Origin of the sequence: Actinoplanes sp. NPDC049118, assembly GCF_040648555.1 — a bacterium.
In the GTDB taxonomy this organism is placed as follows: Bacteria; Actinomycetota; Actinomycetes; order Mycobacteriales; family Micromonosporaceae; genus Actinoplanes.
In genome coordinates this window covers 75,347-92,686 of record NZ_JBEZDY010000002.1, presented here as the reverse complement: position 1 = coordinate 92,686, position 17,340 = coordinate 75,347, and the positions used below count along the sequence as shown (strand labels likewise).

Below are 17,340 nucleotides of genomic sequence, written 5' to 3'. Positions count from 1 at the left end.
GATCAGCCGGCCGAGGAGGTCTTGACCAGCGTGCGGATCTGGCGGAGCAGGACCGACAGCGCCGCCAGGTCGGCCGGGGACTCCTCCACGCTGCCCATCGCGTTGCCCGCCCGGGCCATCGAGGCCGCGTTCACCTGCTCCCATTCGGACACCCGGTCCGCGGGCTCCGCCTCGGAAGAGGTCGACTGCAGCACCTCGGCCGTCAGCGCCGCCAGCGCCGCGTACAGGTCGTAGCGCAGCGCCATCCGGGCCAGGGTCTGCCAGCGGTCGTTGCGCGGCAGCCGGGAGATGTGCGAGAGCAGCATGTCGATCTGGAAGCGTTCCGAGATCACGAAGTAGACCTTCGCCACCTCGGTCGCGTCGTGGTTGGTCGACGCCGCCGTCTCCAGGATGTCGAGCAGGCCGAAGCCGTACACGACGCGGGCCACGGATCCGGCCAGTTCCTCCGGGACGCCGCGTTCCGCGAGCGTGCCCACGTGACTCTCCAGCGAGCTGCGCTCCGCGCCGACGAGGACCGCCGGAAGCTGCGGCAGCAGCTCGCTCACGCCGGGACCCAGACGGGCGATCTCGCCGGCCACGTCGATCGGCGAGCGGCGGTTGCTGACCAGCCAGCGCACCGCCCGGTCCAGCAGCCGCCGGGTCTCCAGGAAGACCAGCGTCTGCGCCGGCGTCGGCACCTCGTTGTCCAGCCGCTCGGCAGCCTCCCAGAGCGTGGGCAGGCCGAACACGTCGCGGACGACCACGTAGGCGCGGATCACGTCCGCCGCGGACGCGCCGCTCTCCTCCATCGCGCGGAAGACGAACGACGTGCCGCCTCGGTTGACCACCTCGTTGACCAGCGACGTCGAGATGATCTCGCGGCGCAGCCGGTGGCCCGCCATCCGCGCGCCGAACCGCTCCCGCAGCGGGGTCGGGAAGTACCGCGCGAGGACCGCGTTGGTCCACCCCTCGTCGACCAGCACGTCGGCCAGGACCTGGCGTTCCAGCGAGATCTTCACGTACGCCAGCAGCACCGCGAACTCCGGCGCCGTCAGCCCCTCGCCGGCCTCGTAGCGAGCGGCCAGCTCCTTGTCGGACGGCAGCGCCTCGAGCTCGCGGTTGAGCTGCCCCGACTGCTCGAGGGTGTTCAGCATCCGGCGGTGCACCGGCAGCAGCGAGTGCGCCTGCGACCGGGCGTTGCCCAGCGCCGTGGCCTGCTCGTAGTTGTCGCGCAGCACCAGCGCCGCGACCTCGTCGGTCATCGCCGCCAGCAGCTCGTCGCGGGCCGGCACCGTCAGCTCGCCGTCGGTCACCGCCCCGCCGAGCAGGATCTTGATGTTGACCTCGTGGTCGGAGCAGTCCACCCCGGCGGTGTTGTCGATGAAGTCGGTGAAGATGCGGCCGCCGTGGCCGGCGCCGGCCTCGTCCTGCGGGCCGCCGGTGCGGGCGTACTCGATCCGGCCGCGCTGGGTCAGGCCCAGGTTGCCGCCCTCGCCGACCACCTTGGCCCGGACCTGCGCCCCGTTGACCCGGATCGCGTCGTTGGCCTTGTCACCCACGTCCGCGTGGGTCTCCGCGGTCGCCTTCACATAGGTGCCGATGCCGCCGTTCCAGAGCAGATCGACCGGCGCGGCCAGGATGGCCCGCATCAGGTCCGCCGGGCTGACGGCCCTGGTATCGCCGAGGTCGAGCGCGGCACGGACCTGCGGCGACAACGGAATCGACTTCGCTGTTCGCGGGTAGACCCCACCGCCCTCGCTGATCAGCGAGGCGTCGTAGTCCGCCCACGACGAGCGCGGCAGCTCGAAGAGCCGGCGGCGCTCCGCGAAGGACGTCGCGGCGTCCGGGTCCGGGTCCAGGAAGATGTGCCGGTGGTCGAACGCGGCCACCAGCCGGATGTGCTTGCTGAGCAGCATCCCGTTGCCGAAGACGTCGCCGGACATGTCGCCGACCCCGACCACGGTGAAGTCCTGCGACTGGGTGTCGGTGCCCAGGTCCCGGAAGTGTTTCTTGACCGACTCCCACGCGCCACGGGCGGTGATGCCCATCTTCTTGTGGTCGTAGCCGGCCGAGCCGCCGGAGGCGAACGCGTCGCCCAGCCAGAAGTCCTTGCTCACCGAGATCTCGTTGGCGATGTCCGAGAACGTCGCGGTGCCCTTGTCCGCCGCGACCACCAGGTACGGGTCGTCGCCGTCGTGCCGGACCACGTCGACCGGCGGCACGATCTTGCCGCTGTGGATGTTGTCGGTGACGTCGAGCAGGGCGCCGATGAAGAGCCGGTAGCACGCGACGGCCTCGTCCCGGTCGCCCGGCTTCTGCTTGAGCACGAAGCCGCCCTTGGCGCCGACCGGCACGATCACCGCGTTCTTCACCATCTGCGCCTTGACCAGGCCGAGCACCTCGGTGCGGAAGTCCTCGCGCCGGTCGGACCAGCGCAGACCGCCCCGGGCCACGGCGCCGAAACGCAGGTGCACGCCCTCGAAACGCGGCGAGTAGACGAAGATCTCGTACTTGGGCCGGGGCGCCGGCAGGTCCGGGATGGCCTGCGGGTCCAGCTTGAACGCCACGTACGACTTCGGACGCGAGTCGGCGCCGCGCTGGAAGAAGCTGGTGCGCAGGGTGGCCTGCATCATCGTCAGGAACGACCGCAGGATCCGGTCCTGGTCCAGGCTGTCGACGCCGTCGAGCAGGGTGGTGATCTGCCCGGCCAGCTCGGCGCCGCGGCGCGCCCGCTCCTCCTCGACCATCTCCAGCCGCGGCGAGAACCGGACCTCGAAGAGCTGGACCAGCAGGCGGGCGATCTCCGGATAGGCGATGAAGGTCGACTCGACGTAGCGCTGGGAGAAGACGTTGCCGGTCTGCCGCTGATACTTCGCGTACGCCCGGAGCACGACGACCTGACGCCAGGTCAGCCCGGCGCGCAGCACCAGCTCGTTGAAGCCGTCGACCTCCTCCTCGCCCCGCCAGGCCGCGGCGAAGGCGTTCTCCACCTGCGGGCGCACCTCGGACAGCTCGTGGTGCGAGGAGGGCGGCAGCAGGCCGAAGTCGTAGAGGTAGACGGTGCCGTCGGGGCGGCGCACCTCGTACGGCCGCTCGTCGACGACCTCGACGCCGAGCGAGTGCAGCACCGGCAGAACGGCCGAGAGCAGCATCGGCTCGCCGTACCGGAAGACCTTGAACCGCACGTCGGCGTCGTCCGGCTCGGCGCAGCCCTCCCGGTTGACGTGCCGCTTGCGGTACAGGTGCATCTCGAGCTGGCCGGGCTCCTCCAGCAGCTCCAGCTTGGCGATGTCCTGCACCGCCTCGTAGGGCGTGTGGCCGTCCTTGTAGCTGTCCGGGAACGCCGCGGCGTAGCGCACGAACAGATCCTTGGCCGGCTCCTCGCCGAGCTTGCGCTCGAGCACCAGGGAGAAGTCGTCGTCCCACATCCGGGTCGCGTCGGCGAGCAGCTCGGCCAGCGAGTTCGGGTCGACGGCGCCCGGCGGATCGGCCGGGTCCGTGCGCACGATGAAGTGCACGCGGGCGAGCATCCGCTCGGTCACCCGGGTCGTGTAGTCGACGCCGATGCCGTTCAGCTCGCGGAGCAGGATCTCCTGCATGCTCTGCCGGTTGGCGGTGGTGAACCGGTCGCGGGGCAGGTAGATCAGGCACGAGATGAAGCGGCCGTACCCGTCGCGGCGCAGGAACAGCCGCAGCTGGCGGCGGCCGGCCATCCGCAGCACGCCGACGACCGCCTCGTACAGATCATCGGTCTTGATCTGGAAGAGCTCGTCGCGCGGGTAGGTCTCGAGGATCTGCAGCAGGTCCTTGCCGGAGTGCCCGCGCGGCGACAGCCCGGAGCGGTCCAGCACCTCCGCGACTTTGCGGCGCACCACCGGCAGCTCGCGGACGCTGGTGCGATAGGCCGAGCTGGAGAACAGGCCCAGGAAGCGGCGCTCGCCGATGACCTCGCCGGACTCGTGGAAGACCTTGACGCCGATGTAGTCCAGATATGCCGACCGGTGCACGGTGGCCCGCGAGTTGGCCTTGGTGATCACCAGCAGGCGCTTCTCGAGGGCACGCTGGTGCGCCTCCGGAGCCATCGAGGAGAGCTTGCGCGGGGTGCTGCCCTCGCCGCGCAGGATGCCGAGGCCGCTGCCGGGTACGGCCGTCAGCACGTCGCCGATCAGCTGGTACTCGCGGTAGCCGAGGAAGGTGAAGTGGTCGTGGGCGAGCCACTTGAGCAGCTCGATCGAGTCCGTGACGTCCTTGTCCGGCACCGGGAGCTTGCGCTCGGAGCCGCGCGCGGCGGCCAGTTCGTCGGCGATGACGACCGCCCGCTGGCGCATCCGCGGCCAGTCGTCGACCGCGTCGCGGACGTCGGTAAGCACCCGGCACAGCTCCTTGCGTAGCTGCTCACGGGCGTCGGGCTTGCGTACCGGATCGATCTCGACCCGGATCCAGCTCTCCACCAGGTCGCCGTCGATCGCGTCGTCGGGCTCGACGTCGGCCTCGATCTGGGCCAGCTCACCGTTCTCCCGGCGGCGGACCACGATCAGCGGGTGCACGAGCAGGTGCACCTGGAGCTGGTGCGCGGTGAGCAGGGCCGTGACCGAGTCGACCAGGAAGGGCATGTCGTCGGTGACGATCGACAGCACCGTGTGCGGCTGGGTCTCGTCCGGTGGGCTGATGTCGAGCCGCAGCTCGCCGGGGAGACGGGTGCCGGCGAGCTCGCGATGCGCGAGCGCGGCGGCGTACATCTCCGCGGGGGTGTCGCCGACCAGTTCCTCGTCCGGCGCGAAGCGCCAGAACCGGCCGACCAGCGACGCGGTGGTGTGGTCCTCGCCCGCCAGCGCCACCGCCTGCGCCACCAGGCGCTCGGCATTGGGTAGCGGCTCGTCGAGCTCGTTGTCGGAGGTCCCCTCCCGGCCCGTAAGGGCGAGCCCGGGGGCGGGCCCGAAGTCGAGCTCCGGATCGGATTCGATCGCTGCCTCGTCGGCGACAGCCATGGCCCAGCGCTCCCCTCACCCACGACACTGTGGGTTCGACGTCTCGGCCATCAGCCTAGAGCGTGTCTCCGACGGCGCGGGCACACCCGGGGTGCGGGATCAAGATCGACACCTGATTTGCCGCATCTCACCCACCGTGGGGCGGCGCGGCGGCCCAGGTCCGGTTACCGTTCCGTAGGTTTTTCGTATTCGTGCCGAGGAAGGTGACATAATGCCCCGCACCGGACTTTCCGGACGAGGTTCGGCCGCGCTGGCCACGCTGCTGCTGCTCGCCGGCGGCGTCACCGCCTGCTCGAGCTCGGACGGGCCCGGCCAGACGCTCGACGACTTCCTCAAGGGCTGGCGCGACGGCGACCTGAGCAGAGTGGGCTTCGTCACCGCCGACGGCGCCAAGATCTCCGCGAACGACGTCTTCACCGAGCTGCAGGGGCTCTCCGGCGACCTCAAGAAGTCGTCCCTGCTGCTCGCCGCGCAGGGCAAGCCGAAGGAGACCGGCGAGATCGCCTCCAGCCCGGTGAAGGTGGACTGGACGCTGCCCGGCGGCACCTCCTGGTCGTACCAGAGCACCGTCCGGCTCACCAAGCGCGACAGCGACGGCTGGCGCATCGTCTGGGAGCCCTCGGTCGTGCACAGCCAGCTGACCGCCGGGGACGCGCTCGAGCTCCGCCACAAGAGCGCCGACCGGGCCGACATCCTCGGCGCCGACGGCCGGCCCATCGTCACCAAGCGTGACGTCGTCACCATCGGCGTCACCCCGCTGCGGATCACGGACCAGGCCGCCCTCATGAAGGACCTGGGCGCGATCCTCAAGTCCGTCGACGTGGACGTCGACCTCAAGGCGGTGCAGGAGCGGGTCAAGAACGCCACCGACGACGGTGCCTTCATCGACGTCGTCACCCTGCGGCGCACCGACTACAACAAGATCCGGAATCGGGTACGCGCCCTGGAGGGCACCGTCTTCCAGGAGTCGAAGCGCGAGCTCGCCCCCAGCCGGCCGTTCGCGCGTGCGCTGCTCGGCACGGTCGACACCGCGACCCGCGAGGACCTCGACAACAACCCGGACGGGCTGCGCGAGGGCGACCAGGTCGGCCACGGCGGGCTGCAGCAGCGCTACGACGCCCAGCTGCGCGGCACCGCCGGCCAGTCCGTGGTGATCGCCCGCAGGACGCCCGACGACCAGATCGAGGACTCGCAGCTGTTCAGCACCGAGCCGGTCGCCGGCAACCCGGTGAAGACGACGCTCGACATCGCGACGCAGAACGCGGCCGACCGGGCGGTGGCGCTCGAGAAGCAGCCCAGCGCGCTGGTGGCGGTCCGGATCAGCGACTCCAGCGTGGTCGCGGTCGCGAACGGCCCGGACGGCGGCGGCGTCGACACGGCGATGAGCGGCCGGGTCCCGGCCGGGTCGACGTTCAAGATGGTCTCGGCGCTGGGCCTGCTCGACAAGAAGGCGGTCACCCTCGACGCCGCGGTGGACTGCCCGAAGACCAAGACCGTCGACGGCCGCCAGTTCAAGAACTCGCACGACATGGTCCTCGGCTCGGTCCCGTTCCGCGTCGACTTCGCGAAGTCCTGCAACACCGCCTTCGTCAATCTCGCGCCCAAGCTCGGTGCGGACGGCCTGCGCGACGCGGCGGCCAAGCTCGGCCTCGGCGCGAAGTGGGATCTCGGCTCGGAGGCGTTCAGCGGCGAGATCTCCCCCGCGGACAGCCCGACGGAGCTGGCGGCGGCGACGTTCGGCCAGGGCGCCACCGCGGTCAGCCCGCTGGCGATGGCCGGCGCGACCGCGGCGGTGGCCCGTGGCCAGTTCAAGCAGCCGAGGCTGGTCCTCGACCCGGCACCGCCCGCGCCGGTGGCGGACGGCCCGAAGCTCGCCGAGACGTCGATCCAGCCGCTGCACACGATGATGCGCGAGGTGGTGACCCGGGGCACCGGCGAGGGCCTGGCCGACGTGCCGGGCAAGCCGGTGTCGGGCAAGACCGGCACGGCCGAGTTCAAGGACGGCGAGGAGGCGACACACGCCTGGTTCGTGGGCTGGCAGGGCGACATCGCGTTCGCGGTGATGGTGCAGAAGGGCGGGGCGGGCGCGGAGGCGGCGGTCCCGATCGCCGAGCGCTTCCTGACCGCGCTGAACAGGTAGGCGTCAGGCCAGGTCGGCAGGCTGCCCGGGTGCGACCTCGAAGGCCGGGCGCTGGGTCGGGAGGGTGAAGTCCTCGACCGTGCGCGGGCGCAGCATGCCGGGCATGGTCGCGGGCAGCGGCTTCGAGTCCAGCAGCGGCGCGGAGCCCAGCGGCCGGGTCGCCGCGCGCACCACGGAACCGTCCCGCTCGGGGTCCGGATCCAGGCCGACCTCGTCGGTCACGCCGGGATCATCGGCCGCGACCGGCTCCGGGTCCGGCTCCTGGTCGTCCGCGGCGGGTTCGACGAACGAATCGACGTCGACAACGTCGTCGGCGACGACTTCGGCGACGACATCATCGGCGTCCTCGGTCGCCTCGAGGTCGGTGCCCGGGTCGACGCGGACACCGGCCCCACCGTCGAGATCGGCATCCCCGGCGTCCGGCTCGTCCTCCGCGGCCTCCGCCACGGCCACCGGCGGGTCAGGGGCGGCCAGGACGGCCTCGGCCGCCGCGCCGGTCCTGGTGGCCGCGGCAGCGGGCGCGAGCCGGCCGGGACCGGCGAGGTCGCGGCGCGCCTCCACCAGGTCCGGCCGGGCGTCGACGGCGTGCGCCGCCTTGAGCCCCGCCACGATCGTTGCCGTGATCTCCTCCGCGTACGCCCCGTCGGGGTCGTAGTCGGGGTCGAAGACCGTGATCTCCACGCCCAGGCAGTGCGGCGACTCGACCAGGCCGGACAGCAGCAGCTCCAGCTCCGGGAAGGCGATCCCGCCCGGCTCCGGTGCGTCGACCGCCGGCATCACCGCCGGGTCCAGCACGTCGACGTCCACGTGCACCCAGTAGCCCGCGCAGTCCACCAGCTGGTCCCGCGCCCACTGCGCGCTGCGGGCCGCGCCCTCCGCCCGCAGCGCCGGTACCGGCCGGGTCACGATGCCCGCCGCCTGCAGGTCCAGCCGGTATTCGTCCTGGGCGCGGATGCCCATCACCACCACGTCGATGTCGCGGTAGTAGGGCCGCCGTCCCTCGATCGCCGCGAGGTCCGTCTGGCCGCGGCCGGTCACCAGGGCCAGGTCCTCGCCCGCCGCGGCGCCGACGTACGAGGCGTTGCCGGGGTGCCGGAAGTCCGAGTGACCGTCCACGAAGACCAGGCCGATCCGGCCGCCCACCGCCTCGCCGAGCCGGTGCATCGCCAGCGCCGAGCCGAGCACGATCGAGCAGTCGCCGCCCAGGACCACCGGGAACTCGCCCTGGTCCAGGATCGCCCCGATGCGGTCGGCGAGCCGGCGCGAATAGGCGGAGATCTCCTGCGCGTGGCACACCCCGTCGCCGGGTCGCCAGTCGCCCGGGTCGTAGCGCGGCGGGGTCAGGCAGCCGGCGTCGCGGGCGTTCAGCCGGCGCAACAGGCCGTGGTCGCGCAGGGCTCCGGGCGCCTTGGCACAGCCCGGAACCGACGTCGCCGTCGGCGGGCGCAGGCCGAGGTTGGACGGTGCGTCGAGCACGGCGATGCGGCGCATGGAGCCCCCGTACCTTGCCTAGAAGAGCGCTCGGGCCAGCGCGCGCCGCGCGCCGGCCACGGCCGGGTCGTCGGGTCCGGCCACGTTGAAGAGTGACAGAAGATGCTTGCGCACGGCGTCCCGCTCCTCGCCGCTCGAGCGTTTCACCGCCGCGACCAGCCGCTCGTACGCCTCCGGGGCCTGTCCGCTGAGGACCTCGATGTCCGCCGCGAGCTGCTGCGCCGCCAGGTCGTCGGGGTCGGCCGCCGCCTTGGCCAGCGCCTTCTCGGCGTCCACGCCGGCGACCCGGCGGTAGAGCTCGACCTGCGCCAGGCCGGACTCAGCCGCGTGGTCCTGCGGCGACTCGGCGAGGATCTTCCGGTACGCCGCCTCGGCCGCGTCCAGGTCGCCGGTCATGAGCGCGTCGTCGGCGGCGTCGAGCCGGGGGTCCTCGGGCGCGGTCACCTCGACGCCGCCGGCCTTGAGCACCGCGTCGATGTACTGCCGGATCTGCGCCTCGGGCAGCACGCCGGTGAAGCCCTCGACGAGCTGACCGCCGACGACCGCGATCACCATCGGGATGCCCTGCACCCGCAGCGCCTGCGCCAGCCGCGGGTTGGTGTCCACATCGACCTTGCCGAGCACCCAGCTTCCGGCGCCCTCGGCCGCGAGCTTCTCGAGCAGCGGGGAGAGCTGCTTGCACGGCTCGCACCACTCGGCCCAGAAGTCCAGGATCACCGGGGTGGTCATGGACAGCTCGAGCACGGTCGTCTGGAAGTTCGCTTCGGTCACATCGATCACCGAGGGCGGCGCGCCACCCGGGGACGGGATGGGGCCGGCGCTCGCCGCCGGTCCGGCGGGGCCCGCGGGCGCGGGCTTGTTCGCGGGACGCAGTGCACCGAGGTCGACCGCGCCGCGGGTGAAGATCGACGGAGTGGTCCGTGGGTCGCTCATGGTTACCTAGTCTCGCACGCTGGCCGGGCTGTCCGCGTCGGCGCCGGGCAGGCGATATCGGACTTCACTTCGGGTACCCGGTATCGCTCGAGAACGGCCCCCGGAGCGGTGCTGCGCTCCGGGGGACCGCCGTCCTCGGATCGGGATGCAGGGCCGCGCCCTAGAAGCGGGCCGGCTCCCGATAGATCCCCCACTCGCCCTTGAGCGCCTCGCAGATCTCGCCGAGGGTCGCCTCCGCGCGGGCGGCGTCGAGCATCGCGGGGATCATGTTCTCCCGGGTACGCGAGACCTCGACGAGCCGCGTCAGCGCCTCCCGCACCCGTACGGGATCGCGGTCCTGCTTGCGGGCGGCCAGCGCGCGCTTCTGCTCGATCTCGACCTCGTGGGAGACCCGGAGGATCTCCAGGTCCTTCGCGACCGTGCCGGTGTGCACGTTGACGCCGACGATGCGCTTCTCGCCCTTCTCCAGGGCCTGCTGGTAGACGAAGGCCGCCTCGGCGATGTTGCCGGTGAACCAGCCGTCCTCGATGCCGCGCAGGATGCCCGAGGTCATGCTGCCGTCGTGGCCCAGCTCGCGGATCCGGGCGAAGATCTCCTCAGCCTCCGCCTCGATGCGGTCGGTGAGCGCCTCGAGGTACCAGGAGCCGCCGAGCGGGTCGGCCACGTTTGTCACCCCGGTCTCCTCCATCAGCACCTGCTGGGTGCGCAGCGCGATCTCGGCGGACTCGTCGGTCGGCAGCGCCAGGGTCTCGTCGAGGGCGTTGGTGTGCAGCGAGTTGGTGCCGCCGAGGATCGCGGCGAGCGCCTCGACCGCCGTGCGGACCACGTTGTTGACCGGCTGCTGCGCCGTCAGCGACACCCCGGCGGTCTGCGTGTGGAACTTGAGCCACAGCGCCTTCTCGCTGGTCGCGCCGTACTCGTCGCGCAGGTGCCGGGCCCAGATCCGGCGGGCGGCACGGAACTTGGCGATCTCCTCGAAGAAGTCGACGTGCGCGTCGAAGAAGAAGCTCAGGCCGGGCGCGAAGGTGTTGACGTCCAGGCCGCGGGACAGGCCCAGCTCGACGTAGCCGAAGCCGTCCGCCAGCGTGTACGCGAGCTCCTGCGCGGCGGTCGCGCCGGCCTCGCGGATGTGGTAGCCCGACACGCTGAGCGGCTTGTACTTGGGGATCTCGGCGTGGCAGTACTCCATCAGGTCGCCGATCAGCCGCAGGTGCGGCTCGGGCTCGAAGAGCCACTCCTTCTGCGCGATGTACTCCTTGAAGATGTCGGTCTGCAGGGTGCCGTCGAGCTTGCCGATGTCGGCGCCCTGGCGCTCGGCGGCGACCAGGTACATCACGAAGATCGGTACGGCCGGGCCGGAGATCGTCATGCTGGTCGTCGTCTGCTGCAGGTCGATGCCGTCGAACAGCACCTCCATGTCGGCGGCGGAGTCGATCGCCACGCCGCAGTGGCCGACCTCGCCCAGCGCCTGCGGCTCGTCGGAGTCGCGGCCCATCAGCGTCGGCATGTCGAACGCCACGCTCAGGCCGCCGCCGCCGGCGGCGAGGATCATCTTGTAGCGCTCGTTGGTCTGTCGCGCGTTGCCGAAGCCCGCGAACTGGCGGATGGTCCAGGTCCGCCCTCGGTATCCGGTGGGATAGAGACCCCGGGTGTACGGGAACTCGCCCGGCCAGCCGATCCGGTCGAAGTCCGCGTAGCTGTCGCCGGCCGCGGGCCCGTAAACGGGCTCGACTGGCATCCCGGACAACGTGGTGAAATCTGCGTCCCGCTTGCGGGCGGCGTCGTAGCGCTGCTGCCAGCGCTCCCGGCCGGCGGCGATGTCGGCTGCGTCCATGGCCACATCGTATGCGCAAAGCTGAACGATCGCTAAGGTCTCTTCGGCACCCCTCGTCGAGGCTATGACTTCTTCAGCATGTTCACAGAATGTTCTTGAATCGGTAGATCTACATGCGTGGCTACCGCCACGGTCCCCCACCGTTCAGGAGTTTTCGTGAAACGACCCCTCGCCGCCGTCGGCTCCGCCCTGCTCGTGGGCGGACTGCTGGCGGGCGTCGGCGCGACGTCCGCCGCCGCCGCGCCCGACCCGCTCTCCCCGTCCGCGCACCGCGCCACCATCAAGGCGAGCGCCGCGGACGCCTTCGCCGTCAAGGCCACGGCGAAGGACGCCGACGGTACGACGCACGTGCGCTACACCCGCACGCACGAGGGCCTGCGGGTCCTCGGCGGCGACTTCGTCATGCACGCCGCCGGGAACGGCGCGTTCCGCGCAGCCTCGGTGGGCCTCGCCGCGCCGCTGACGCTGAGCACCACCCCGAAGCTCGCCGCCGCCACCGCGAGCGCGACGGCCAAGGCGCACTTCACCGGCGCGGTCGGCAAGGTCGGCGCTCCCGAGCTGGTCGTCGACGCCACCAGCGGCACCGGCACGCTGGCGTACGAGACGGTGGTCGAGGGCTTCGGCGAGGACGGGCAGACCCCCTCCCGGCTGCACGTCGTGACCGACGCGACCACCGGCGCCGTGCTCAGCTCCTGGGACACGGTGGAGACGGCGACCGGCAGCGGCCGGAGCGTCTACTCCGGCACCGTGTCGATCGAGACGACCGCGGTGTCGTCCAGCAGCTACAGCCTGAAGGACGCGGCGCACGGCAACGGCACCACCTGCGACATGAACAACAGGACCTCGGGCAGCTGCACGCTGTTCACCGACGCGGACAACGTCTGGGGCACCGGCGCCACCTCCAGCCGTCAGTCGGCCGCGGTTGACGCGCACTATGGCGCGGCGAAGACCTACGACTACTACAACGCCACGTTCGGCCGCCGGGGCATCTTCAACAACGGCACCGGCGTGCCGTCGCGGGTGCACTACGGCAGCGCGTACGTCAACGCTTTCTGGGACGGCGCGCAGATGACCTACGGCGACGGCAGCGGCAACGCCCGCCCGCTGGTCTCGCTCGACGTGGCCGGGCACGAGATGTCGCACGGCGTCACGGAGCGCACCGCCAACCTGACCTACTCCGGCGAGTCCGGCGGCCTGAACGAGGCCACCTCCGACATCTTCGGCACGATGGTGGAGTTCTACGCCGCCAACAGCAGCGACGCCGGCGACTACCTGATCGGCGAAAAGATCAACATCAACGGCAACGGGTCGCCGCTGCGGTACATGTACAACCCGACGCTGGACGGCAAGGGCCACGGCTGCTGGTCGAGCACCACGAAGAGCGTCGACGTGCACTACTCCTCCGGCGTGGGCAACCACTTCTTCTTCAACCTGGCCGAGGGCACCGGCGCCACCGCGTACGGCACCTCGCCGGTCTGTGGCTCGGCCGCCGCGGTGACCGGCATCGGGCGCACCAAGGCCGCGGCGATCTGGTACCGCGCGCTGAGCACCTACTTCACCTCGAGCACCAACTACAAGGCGGCCCGCGGCTACACCCTCTCGGCCGCGACCGACCTCTACGGCCGGTGCGGCACCGAGTACAAGGCCGTGCAGAAGGCCTGGACCGCGGTCAACGTGGCGGGAACCGACGCGGCCTGCTGACCCGGCCCGTCTGATCGACCCGATGCCCGGTGGTGCCACGAGCACCGCCGGGCATCGGCTTGTCCCGGGTCATTCGACAGGCTCGGCCACGGCGACCGAGGAGGTCAGCACGTGGCCGAGGGGGACCGATGGCGTCCGGGCGCCGGCCGGAGCGGAACCGGCGCGGCGGGAACCTACTTGATGCCGTTCTCCTTGCACATCGGCGCGAAGCGGCCCGAGCAGACGGCCTTCTTCTCGACGAAGCCGTCCTTGATGACGACGTTGATGTTGTCCTTGTAGATCGGCTGCGGGTCCTCCAGGAACGACTGCACGTAGGCGCCGGACTCGGGGTCCTTCACCCGGTCCTCGCCGTTGACCTGCTCACCCTTGTAGAGCTTGATGGCCAGGTCCGCGGCGGCGTCGGCCTCTTTCTTGATGGCCTTGTAGACCGTCATGCACTGGTCGCCGGCGAGGATGTTCTGCAGGCCCTGCACGGTCGCGTCCTGGCCGGTCACCGGGACCTTGCCGTTCATCTTGCTCTTCTTCAGGACCTCGATCGCGGCGTTGGCCAGGCCGTCGTTCGCCGCCAGGACACCGTTGATCTTGTTGTTGGTCTGGTTCCACATCTCCTGGAAGACCACGCCGGCCTCGTCGTTGTCCCAGTCGGCGACCGACTGGTCCGGACCCTTGAGGAACGTGCCGTCGTCGTAGTGCGGCTGCAGGATCTCGTCGTATCCGGCCTTGAACAGGGTCGCGTTGTTGTCCGTCGGCGAGCCGTTCAGGTCGGCGATCAGCGGGGTGTCGTAGTTCTTCTCGCGCAGGCAGCGCACCAGCCCGTTGCCCTGCAGCCGGCCGACGGCCTCGTTGTTGAAGCTGACGTAGTAGTCCGCGCCGCCGTTGAGCGTGAGCCGGTCGTAGTCGATCGTCTTGACGCCGGCGGCCTTCGCCTTGTCCAGCACGGCCTTGCCGGTGCCCGAGTCCAGGTTGACGATCATCAGGACCTTCACCCCGTCGGCGATCATGCCGTCGGCGATCTGCTGGAACTTCTGCTTGTCGCCCTGCGCGTTCTGGATGTCGACGGGCACGTCCGCCGCGTCGAAGGCGGCCTTCAGCAGCTTCGGGTCGTCGGTGCCCCAGCGCTGGGAGGTGGTGGTGTCGGGCAGGATCACGCCGACCTTGCCGCCGCCGCCACCGCCACGGGTGCCACCGCCGTCGCTGGAGGAGCCGCCGTTACCATCGTTGGTGCAGGCGGCCATGCCACCGAATGCGATCACGCCGATCGCAACCAGAGCGAACATCTTGGTACGCATCGCGACTTCCTCCCGGGCAGAGGGCGGCAAGGTTACCAGGCATCCGCGCTGCGTAACCTGTTGATCGTCAATGAAACCCAATGGATATGCATCGCTACCGAAGGTCACGGGTGGCAACCCTCCGCCCGGATGTTTTTGCGGTACACATCGCCATATCTACGGCTCTTGGTCGACCCGGTACTCGTGTATCCAGGCCTGCGGGTCGCCCCTGCGATAGAGCAGGCGCATCACCAGCGGGGTCAGGGCGTCGCGGAGCAGGGCACCGACCGGGCCGACGGTCTTGGTGCTGCCGCTGCGCCTGCCGTACGCGACGACCTTCTCCACCCGCTCCCGCCGCAGCCCCTCGTACGCGGCCAGCGCACCCGCGATGTCGTCGCGCGCCGCCAGGCAGCGGCCGAGCGTGACCGCGTCCTCGATGGCCATCGACGCGCCCTGCCCGGAGGAGGGTGAGACCGCGTGCGCGGCGTCGCCGATCAGCACGGTCCGCTCGTCGCGCCAGACCGGCACGCGCGGCAGGTCCCAGGTGTTCCACGGGCCGACGATCTCGTCGCTGGACCGGATGAGCGCGGCGGCCGGCACCCCGTCGGCGGCGAACAGCTCGAGCAGGTGCGCCTTCCAGGCCGCCGGGCTCCACTCTCCCAGCTCCGCCGGGTGGCCGCGCGCCGGGTTGGCGAACCACCACACCGAGCCGTCGGGCGCGGTCGCCCAGCCGAAGAACGCCCGCCGCCCGAATGCCATCTGCATGACGCCGCGCTCCGGCGCAGACGCCGGATCGACCGGGCCGGACGTGAAGCCGCCGGCGTTGAGCAGGCCCAGGTAGCGCGGCGCGGGAGCGTCCGGGTCCAGCGCCGTCCGGGTACGCGAGTGCAGGCCGTCCGCGCCGACCAGCAGGTCGGCGTCGACCGCCGTGCCGTCCTCGAAGTGTGCGGTCACCCCGCGGGGCCGCAGGGTCCGGCCGGTGAGGCGCTTGCCGTACGCGATCGGGATGCCCCGGCGCTCGGCCTCCGCCCGCAGTGCCAGGTAGAGGTCCGCGCGCCGGATGGTGGTGGTCGTGGTGCCGTCGGGCTGCGGGCCGCCCAGCGGCAGCTCGGCCAGGCGCCGCCCGGCGGAGTTGCGCAGCGCCATGGTCGGCGTCGCGAATCCGGCGGCGAACAGGCGCTCCGGGTCGAGGCCGAGGGTCCGCAGGGCGGACAGGCCGTTGACGGCGACGGTGAGGAAGGCGCCGCGCTCGTCGGCGGCGCGCTCGTGCGCCTCGTGGATGAGCGGGGCGAATCCCGCGCGATGCAGAGCCAGGGCGACGACGGTGCCGGCGATGCCACCGCCGGCGACGACAGCGTTTTTAGTCATAGAATGACTATGCATGCCATAACTATGACCCGGCAACCCCGAGAAAACCCCTACGCTGTGGACCATGACGTCTGCGGAACCGCGCCGGTCCACGCTGGCGATGGTGCTGCTGGCCCTGCTGGCCGAGGCACCGATGCACCCGTACCGGATGCAGCAGATGATCAAAGAGCGTGGCCAGGACCAACTCGTCAACGTGGCGCAGCGCAACAGCGTCTATCAGGCGCTGGACCGGCTGGTCCGGGACGGCCTGGCCCGGCCCGGCGGCACCACGCGCGAGCCCGGGCGCCCCGAGCGGACGGTCTACGAGATCACCGACGCGGGCGGCGCGACGCTGCGCCGGTGGCTGACCGACATGCTGCCGACGCCGGCCCGGGAGTTCCCGGAGTTCCCCGCCGCGCTGGCGTTCCTGCCGATCCTGGACCCGGCCGAGGTGCGAGCGCTGCTGGAGCGGCGCATCACCGCGCTGCGGGAGAAGCTCGCGCAGGTGCAGGCTCAGGCGCCGCCGGGGCTGCCCCGGCTCTTCCTGATCGAGGACGAGTACCGCGCCGCGATGCTGAACGCCGAACTGGCCTGGCTGGGCGCGCTGGTCGACGACCTGGCCTCGGGGCGGCTGAGCTGGGACGAGAGCCTGATCATGGATACGCTCGCCGAGTTCGGCTAGCGCCGCCTGCCTACAGGCCCCTGATCAGGTCCTCCGCGGCCGCGTACGGGTCCAGCGCCCCGGCCGCCACCCGGGCGGCGAGATCGCTCAGCGCCGTACCCTCGCGCAGGGAGCCCAGCCGGGCCCGCAGCGTGCCGAGCGCGATGGCCTCGACCTCCGCGGCGGCCCTCGCCTCCCGCCGGGCCCGCAGCCGGTCGGACGACTCCAGCCAGGCCCGGTGCTTCCCGATCGCCTCGACGACCTCGTCGACGCCCTCGCCCTTGACCGCGACGGCCCGCACGACCTGCGGCCGCCAATCCCCCGGTGCGCGCTCGCCGAGCGAGAGCATCCCCTGGATGTCGCGGTAGGTGGCGTCGGCGCCGGGGCGGTCGGCCTTGTTGACCACGAAGACGTCGGCGATCTCCAGGATGCCGGCCTTGACCGCCTGGATCGCGTCGCCCATCCCCGGCGCGAGCAGCACCAGCGTGGTGTCGGCCAGCGACGCGATCTCCACCTCGGCCTGGCCGACGCCGACGGTTTCGACGAGCACGACGTCGCAGCCCGCGCCCTCCAGCACCCGCACGGCCTGCGGGGTCGCGGCGGCGAGGCCGCCCAGGTGGCCCCGGCTGGACATCGAGCGGATGTACACGCCGGGGTCGGTGGTGTGGTCCTGCATCCGGATCCGGTCGCCCAGGATCGCGCCACCGGTGAACGGGCTCGACGGGTCGACGGCCAGCACGCCGACCCGGCTGCCCGCCTTGCGCAGGGCGCGGACCAGCTCGTTCGTGGTCGTGGACTTGCCGACGCCCGGCGACCCGGTCAGGCCCACGACCTGGGCCCGTCCCGCGTACGGCGCCAGCGCCGCGGCGACCTCCTGCAGCTTGGGGTCGCCGTTCTCGACGAGGCTGATCAGGCGCGCGACCGAACGGGGATCGCCCTCACGCGCCCGGTTCACCAGCGTCGGTACGTCCCGGCCGGGACGCGAGGAGGTGGTCACC

General features: G+C 71.4%; 10 protein-coding genes. 3 read left to right on the top strand and 7 right to left on the bottom strand.

Annotation, left to right across the window (positions count from 1 at the left end):
- Window positions 1-2: 2 nt before the first annotated feature.
- Window positions 3-4,967: an NAD-glutamate dehydrogenase gene (locus tag AB0B58_RS02935; RefSeq protein WP_360216480.1), complete on the bottom strand. Its 4,965-nt coding sequence runs from the start codon at window positions 4,965-4,967 to the stop codon at window positions 3-5.
- A gap of 211 nt (window positions 4,968-5,178) precedes the next feature.
- On the opposite strand from AB0B58_RS02935, the gene AB0B58_RS02930 reads away from it, so the two are divergent.
- On the top strand, window positions 5,179-7,107 hold the full coding sequence (locus tag AB0B58_RS02930; RefSeq protein ID WP_360216477.1) for a penicillin-binding transpeptidase domain-containing protein: 1,929 nt from the start codon (window positions 5,179-5,181) through the stop codon (window positions 7,105-7,107).
- A gap of 3 nt (window positions 7,108-7,110) precedes the next feature.
- Here the strand turns inward: AB0B58_RS02930 and AB0B58_RS02925 are convergent, their stop codons facing one another.
- From AB0B58_RS02925 to AB0B58_RS02915, 3 genes are all read right to left on the bottom strand, one after another.
- Window positions 7,111-8,598 carry an arginase family protein gene (locus AB0B58_RS02925; protein ID WP_360216474.1) on the bottom strand — a complete coding sequence of 496 codons (1,488 nt, stop codon included), beginning with the start codon at window positions 8,596-8,598 and terminating at the stop codon, window positions 7,111-7,113.
- Window positions 8,599-8,616: 18 nt separating this feature from the next.
- Window positions 8,617-9,531 (bottom strand): tetratricopeptide repeat protein, encoded by a 915-nt coding sequence (locus AB0B58_RS02920; RefSeq protein ID WP_360216471.1) that lies wholly within the window; start codon window positions 9,529-9,531, stop codon window positions 8,617-8,619.
- Window positions 9,532-9,691: 160 nt separating this feature from the next.
- The gene (locus tag AB0B58_RS02915) at window positions 9,692-11,365 is read right to left on the bottom strand and encodes a methylmalonyl-CoA mutase family protein (RefSeq protein WP_360216468.1); all 1,674 of its coding nucleotides are present in this window, start codon (window positions 11,363-11,365) and stop codon (window positions 9,692-9,694) included.
- A 156-nt stretch (window positions 11,366-11,521) separates the two neighbouring features.
- On the opposite strand from AB0B58_RS02915, the gene AB0B58_RS02910 reads away from it, so the two are divergent.
- On the top strand, window positions 11,522-13,066 hold the full coding sequence (locus AB0B58_RS02910) for a M4 family metallopeptidase (RefSeq protein ID WP_360216465.1): 1,545 nt from the start codon (window positions 11,522-11,524) through the stop codon (window positions 13,064-13,066).
- A 173-nt stretch (window positions 13,067-13,239) separates the two neighbouring features.
- On the opposite strand, the gene AB0B58_RS02905 is transcribed toward AB0B58_RS02910, so the two are convergent.
- Both AB0B58_RS02905 and AB0B58_RS02900 read right to left on the bottom strand, forming a co-directional pair.
- Complete coding sequence (locus AB0B58_RS02905) at window positions 13,240-14,355, bottom strand: substrate-binding domain-containing protein (RefSeq protein ID WP_360216462.1); 1,116 nt, start codon at window positions 14,353-14,355, stop codon at window positions 13,240-13,242.
- 156 nt (window positions 14,356-14,511) lie between these two features.
- Complete coding sequence (locus tag AB0B58_RS02900; protein WP_360216459.1) at window positions 14,512-15,702, bottom strand: NAD(P)/FAD-dependent oxidoreductase; 1,191 nt, start codon at window positions 15,700-15,702, stop codon at window positions 14,512-14,514.
- 64 nt (window positions 15,703-15,766) lie between these two features.
- Here AB0B58_RS02900 and AB0B58_RS02895 point away from each other — a divergent pair, with 64 nt between their 5' ends.
- A complete protein-coding gene (locus tag AB0B58_RS02895) occupies window positions 15,767-16,363 on the top strand; it encodes a PadR family transcriptional regulator (protein ID WP_360216456.1) in 597 nt (198 codons plus the stop codon).
- A gap of 10 nt (window positions 16,364-16,373) precedes the next feature.
- On the opposite strand, the gene meaB is transcribed toward AB0B58_RS02895, so the two are convergent.
- A complete protein-coding gene (gene meaB, locus AB0B58_RS02890; RefSeq protein ID WP_360216453.1) occupies window positions 16,374-17,339 on the bottom strand; it encodes a methylmalonyl Co-A mutase-associated GTPase MeaB in 966 nt (321 codons plus the stop codon).
- Between the last annotated feature and the right edge of the window lies 1 nt (window position 17,340).

Excerpts from the sequence above, each read along its gene's own strand:
- AB0B58_RS02935 (WP_360216480.1), bottom strand. The coding sequence starts at position 4,967 with ATGGCTGTCGCCGACGAGGCAGCGATCGAATCCGATCCGGAGCTCGAC.
- AB0B58_RS02930 (WP_360216477.1), top strand. The coding sequence starts at position 5,179 with ATGCCCCGCACCGGACTTTCCGGACGAGGTTCGGCCGCGCTGGCCACG.
- AB0B58_RS02925 (WP_360216474.1), bottom strand. The coding sequence starts at position 8,598 with ATGCGCCGCATCGCCGTGCTCGACGCACCGTCCAACCTCGGCCTGCGC.
- AB0B58_RS02920 (WP_360216471.1), bottom strand. The coding sequence starts at position 9,531 with ATGAGCGACCCACGGACCACTCCGTCGATCTTCACCCGCGGCGCGGTC.
- AB0B58_RS02915 (WP_360216468.1), bottom strand. The coding sequence starts at position 11,365 with ATGGACGCAGCCGACATCGCCGCCGGCCGGGAGCGCTGGCAGCAGCGC.
- AB0B58_RS02905 (WP_360216462.1), bottom strand. The coding sequence starts at position 14,355 with ATGCGTACCAAGATGTTCGCTCTGGTTGCGATCGGCGTGATCGCATTC.
- AB0B58_RS02900 (WP_360216459.1), bottom strand. The coding sequence starts at position 15,702 with ATGACTAAAAACGCTGTCGTCGCCGGCGGTGGCATCGCCGGCACCGTC.
- AB0B58_RS02895 (WP_360216456.1), top strand. The coding sequence starts at position 15,767 with ATGACGTCTGCGGAACCGCGCCGGTCCACGCTGGCGATGGTGCTGCTG.